The 4513-nt window shown below is 45.3% G+C and carries 5 protein-coding genes and 3 pseudogenes; 5 read left to right on the top strand and 3 right to left on the bottom strand.

Annotation, left to right across the window (positions count from 1 at the left end; translation table 11 throughout):
* Positions 1–63: 63 nt before the first annotated feature.
* The 5 genes and pseudogenes from CJP72_RS24670 to CJP72_RS24650 form a co-directional block, all read left to right on the top strand.
* Positions 64–150 (top strand): annotated as a pseudogene (locus tag CJP72_RS24670) (transcriptional regulator); the annotation flags it as partial.
* A 96-nt stretch (positions 151–246) separates the two neighbouring features.
* On the top strand, positions 247–1002 hold the full coding sequence (locus tag CJP72_RS24665; protein ID WP_238340171.1) for a hypothetical protein: 756 nt from the start codon (positions 247–249) through the stop codon (positions 1000–1002).
* A 26-nt stretch (positions 1003–1028) separates the two neighbouring features.
* Positions 1029–1728: pseudogene (locus tag CJP72_RS24660) on the top strand (recombinase family protein).
* A gap of 274 nt (positions 1729–2002) precedes the next feature.
* Positions 2003–2629 (top strand): inovirus Gp2 family protein, encoded by a 627-nt coding sequence (locus CJP72_RS24655; protein WP_162383860.1) that lies wholly within the window; start codon positions 2003–2005, stop codon positions 2627–2629.
* A gap of 193 nt (positions 2630–2822) precedes the next feature.
* Positions 2823–3053 (top strand): annotated as a pseudogene (locus tag CJP72_RS24650) (aldolase/citrate lyase family protein); the annotation flags it as partial.
* Positions 3054–3170: 117 nt separating this feature from the next.
* On the opposite strand, the gene CJP72_RS24645 reads toward CJP72_RS24650, so the two are convergent.
* The 3 genes from CJP72_RS24645 to CJP72_RS25775 form a co-directional block, all read right to left on the bottom strand.
* Positions 3171–3326 carry a hypothetical protein gene (locus CJP72_RS24645; protein WP_162383859.1) on the bottom strand — a complete coding sequence of 52 codons (156 nt, stop codon included), beginning with the start codon at positions 3324–3326 and terminating at the stop codon, positions 3171–3173.
* 96 nt (positions 3327–3422) lie between these two features.
* Positions 3423–4328: a DDE-type integrase/transposase/recombinase gene (locus CJP72_RS24640; protein ID WP_162383858.1), complete on the bottom strand. Its 906-nt coding sequence runs from the start codon at positions 4326–4328 to the stop codon at positions 3423–3425.
* Positions 4329–4407: 79 nt separating this feature from the next.
* A partial coding sequence (locus tag CJP72_RS25775) for a hypothetical protein (RefSeq protein WP_238340123.1) occupies positions 4408–4513 on the bottom strand: 106 nt, incomplete at its 5' end.

The raw sequence follows: 4513 nt of genomic DNA, 5'->3' as shown, positions 1-4513 counted from the left end.
CCGGAACAATTTGAAAACCAGAATCTCGCTTAGGGTTGTGTCCACATTACGTGGGTAAGATCAGGCCGGTTCCCTTTACGTAAGTCGATTGGGCCAAAATCTTGTGCCTGGTTACTGAGTGATCTGCTTTGTTGGATAAACTTCCGATGAGAGGGCATCCTCACTCCCACCATACCAGTATGTCATGAGTGAGGAGGCTACAGCGTAAGATGTGAGTAGCGACATCATTAACCAGAAGGAGACAATATGTCCAGGCGAGCTTCCGTCACGTTTAAAAATGAATCAACATTAGAACTACTTAGCTTTTATTCTAGGCTAACAGGGAGACCTCTTGGTTCAGTAATGTCAGATGCTCTGGATATGGCAGCCCCCATATTTGAGAAAAGCATTCGGCATCAATGCTCAATAAATGAGATCCAAAATGATCTGTTGAAATTCTATATAAAAGAAAAAATAAATCGAGGGAGGGGTTCTTCTGAAATAACACTGGAAGAATATTGTTTATTAATTTGGAATACGAATATCAAAAGTCCTTTAAAAGTTCCTGTATTGGATTTCTTTCAACTGAAGGCCAATGATGAGTTCATGGGGAAAGACGAAAAGACAGTAATACATGAAAGACTTGCTTCGTTAAGAGAATCTTACAACATGGAAAAAGCTATCTACATTTACAATCAGAGGAAATTTGATGTAAAGAAACAAAGTATCTCTGGAGATTCAAATATTATTCTTATCCATAAAACAGCCTTTGAGGGCTATTACTTTGATGTTGGAGAAGTTCAACTCTTTTCCACATCCCAATTGATTATATTTGGGATAAATGAAGTTCTGAAAAGAAAGGAGATTGTGATGCCTTATCCGGTTATTTGCTGGATAGATATTTACCATGTCAATGAGATGGTACTTATGCTGCCAGTGATCCGTAAAACAGATGCTTCCAACCGCGTTAATGCACCGGATGACATCATTATAAACCCATACTCAAAGGAGAGCAGAACCTAAGAGGTAACAAAGAAGGACAAACAATTATGAGAGATAAAATACTACTTTACCAATCAAAGTATCGGTGGCAATCACCCTCCATTTCGTGGTTATTTTTTATGCAGAACGATATTATTCAGGTATCAAAAAATAATTTATGACATCGGAGTGCATCAGATGCGTTCATTTTTTTATACCATGTGCAGTAGCGAACAGCAAGAGATCATAGAAGATCATCACTCTCTTACAGAGATATGCCAGAAATTTAATATTCCACCTGAACATGTTGTGATCGAGCAGGTAGATATTAAGGAGGTTGTTTCAAAACAGCGTTTACTCAGGAAATTGATTAACCATGAAATGAACCGACAGGATACGCTTGTCATTCCAGATTTAAGCTGTCTTGGTAGAACAGTAGAAGATATACAGGAAATTTTATTTTTTTGCCTTCAAAAAGACATTTTTATCTACAGCTACCACCCTGCCTCAAGGATAGAACCTTCTGCAGAAGGTTGCGTGTCTTTTTTGATTGCTCGTCAAGATATGATTGACATCCACAATCTGAAATCAACCAAAAGTAGATATCGGTATATTAAAAAAAAATTAGGACGAAAGGAGGGAAGCAAATACCGAAAAGACATCACAACACTCAGGGCCGCCAAATACACTCAAGCAGAGACAGCGAAGAAATTGGGTATCAGTCTATCGACCGTTAAACGACACTGGAATAATGGAATTATCGGTTAATTCCAGCAGCTAATTGCAGAGTAACTTTTTAACAGCCATCACAGGCTGGGGCTACCTTCGTCTCAAATTCAGATGTTGGATAGGTATTATAATGGCCTTACATACCCTTACTACCTGTATCAGCCAGTAAGAGTAACAATTGGATCAGTATGTCTGTACTAAGATCTGATACCAGTATATACCCCTAACTTTGAATGAGTATATCCCTGCCTGTGTGGCAATAACCAATGCGGTCTGACAAAGACCGTAGGACAAAACACATAGGAATACAAAGATGAAAATGTATAAAGGCTCACATGGGGATCACGTTCTGGAGTATTGGGTCAAGATTAACCAATTACTTTGTTGCTTGACTGGTCGTTACCCCAGACTAACAGCAGTACGTGTGGATCTCAACTATCCGAAGATAGTCGATAACGGTGACAATATCTGCTGCTTCCCAAATCTGGAACCAGGGGTGATATCCCGAATGCGTGAGTCCCTCAAAGCTAAGCTGGAAGCTGACCGTATCCGTAAGAAGCGTGAAGGTAAGCGTATTTACCGCTGCCCTTTATTTATTATGTGGGCTAAAGAGTATTCCGAATCGGGTAAATGCCACTACCACATTTGCCTTCTGTTCAACAAAGACGCTTACTACCACCTCGGGGACTATGAATGTGAAGACAACCTGAGAGGGATGATTACCGCTGCATGGTATAGTGCCTTAGGATTACAACGGGATGATTGCCCTGACTTGGTAACATTCCCCGATAACTGTCGCTACGTACTGAATAACGAAGACTCAGACTTTGAGGAACATTACCAGGCGCTTCTAACTCGGCTGGACTATCTGACCAAAGTCGAATCTAAAGTGTTTGGTGAAGGAGATCGTAACTTCGGCTGTAGCCAAATCGATTTATAACTTGCCAGTGGCCTTCTCTGCGTGAGGAGGCCTTTGAGTCAGGGGTAAGTGAGATGCCCCATAATCACACAGATTAACTGACCTGCTCCCCGTTGATTAGTGTTTCCGCATCTGAATGGTCAGGATTACTGAACTGTGGTAACTGATCCTGTATCGCTTGCGGAAATACAGTACGCCGCTACACCGTGGCTAACATCCGGAGGTGCAGCGTATCATTGAAGAAAGCATCCGTCGGATCCGTGCAGCCGGAAAAGCGGCAGGTTTTCTCGCCGTCGACCCGGCAATGGCGCAAAAGTGTCTGCAATGGGGGGCTAATTTTGTCGCGGTTGGTGTCGATACTATGCTCTATACCGAGGCGCTGGATCGCCGTCTGGCGATGTTCAGGTCTGGCTCCTCCAGGCAAACGATGAAAACCAGTTACTGAGAAAATGCCTGATGGCGCTTCGCTTATCAGGTCTGCAGTTGATATGTTGCCCGGTAAGCGTTGTGTATGACCGGATACATAGGTGACAGATCAGACCGGGAACATAGGTAACACTTTTTAGTCTATCCGCAGAACCCTCTGGGTTTTGCGGTCATAGTACGCAAGTGTTATTCCATTAAAGATGATGGCCTCCAGGCCATCATCCTGTTCTTTCAGCATGATATACTCATCTGTCAGCGCTTCACTCAGGAACACTGTCCCCTTTTTTCCCATATAGAGGGTTCCCCTCGATTTCACCCTGTAGACCATGCCTTCTGCCGGATAAGTGTATTCAGGAACCCTGCCATCCCACTGCCGGCCTGAGGGTTGCTACACCGTTCCGGGCGTTGCGCCAGCCAGGGCTTCATGCGGCCTTTCGTCGTTAAACTCTTCACGGTAGTCACTGAACCACCGCTGCTGTTCTTCCATTGTCATGAAGGTATTGCCATGCCGCAGCGCGCTTTTCAGGGAACGGTGCATTCGCTCATGGCGACCATTTTCTTCCGGATGCCCCTTTCTGATTCGCTCCGGCCTGATGCCCAGCTTGATTAGCCAGACAGCAAGCCGGCTTAATCCGGCTATACCTGTCCCCGCGAAGGGTTGACCGTTATCAGTTTTGAGAACCTCCGGTAGACCATATTCCAGGAACGCATCTGTCAGGCACTCTCTGACGAAGGATTCGCTCTCCCGGTGCGTTCCCCGGCAGCACAGCAGATACCGGCTGTGATTGTCGGTCAGGGTGAAGGGATGGCAGTACTCTCTGCTCAGCAACCTGAACTTACCTTTAAAATCAGCGCTCCAGACCTGATTATTTTCACTGATGGTAGTCAGGGGCTGGCGATTACCCGGTGTTCTGCGTTTTCTCTTTTTATCCGGGACCAGACCTTTACGTTTGAGGATATCGCCGATAGTACTGGCAGCGGGTACGGTAAAATCGACATGATTATTTAGTAACCACACCCGCAGTTTTTTAGGGCCCCGGTCAGGGTGTTTTTGCCTCAGGGCAGTGAGATGCCTGGCGATATAATCAGGAACAGTCCGGGAGTGAGAGTGCGGAGCACGCGGCTGGTCAGAGAGAGATAACAGGTCAGAAGAGTCAAAACGTTCAAGCCATTTGTAGCCGGTTTTTCGGCTGATGCCAAAAAGACGACAAAGAGCGGTGAAGGAGTCCGTACCTGCATGGCAGGCACGGATGAAATCAAGGCGTTGCATCGGTCGGGTCTCAGTCCAGGGCATAGCGAGTCTCCTCTTCTATGACAGTTATAACTGTTACCCATGTTTCCGGTTCATACCGTTGCGCCACCGGGCAACATACTTAACCCAGCGCTTGCGCTAACAGCGTGATCGGATGTTCGCAGCGTTTGCTGGTGGACATCTCGATTTGCCATTTACAGGTTTCGCAGTCGGTGACCACGATATCT

The organism is Citrobacter sp. NCU1 (assembly GCF_010231475.1).
Lineage (GTDB): Bacteria > Pseudomonadota > Gammaproteobacteria > Enterobacterales > Enterobacteriaceae > Citrobacter_D.
Note: the sequence above shows the minus strand (reverse complement) of the source record. Positions and strands in the feature narration are given on the sequence as shown.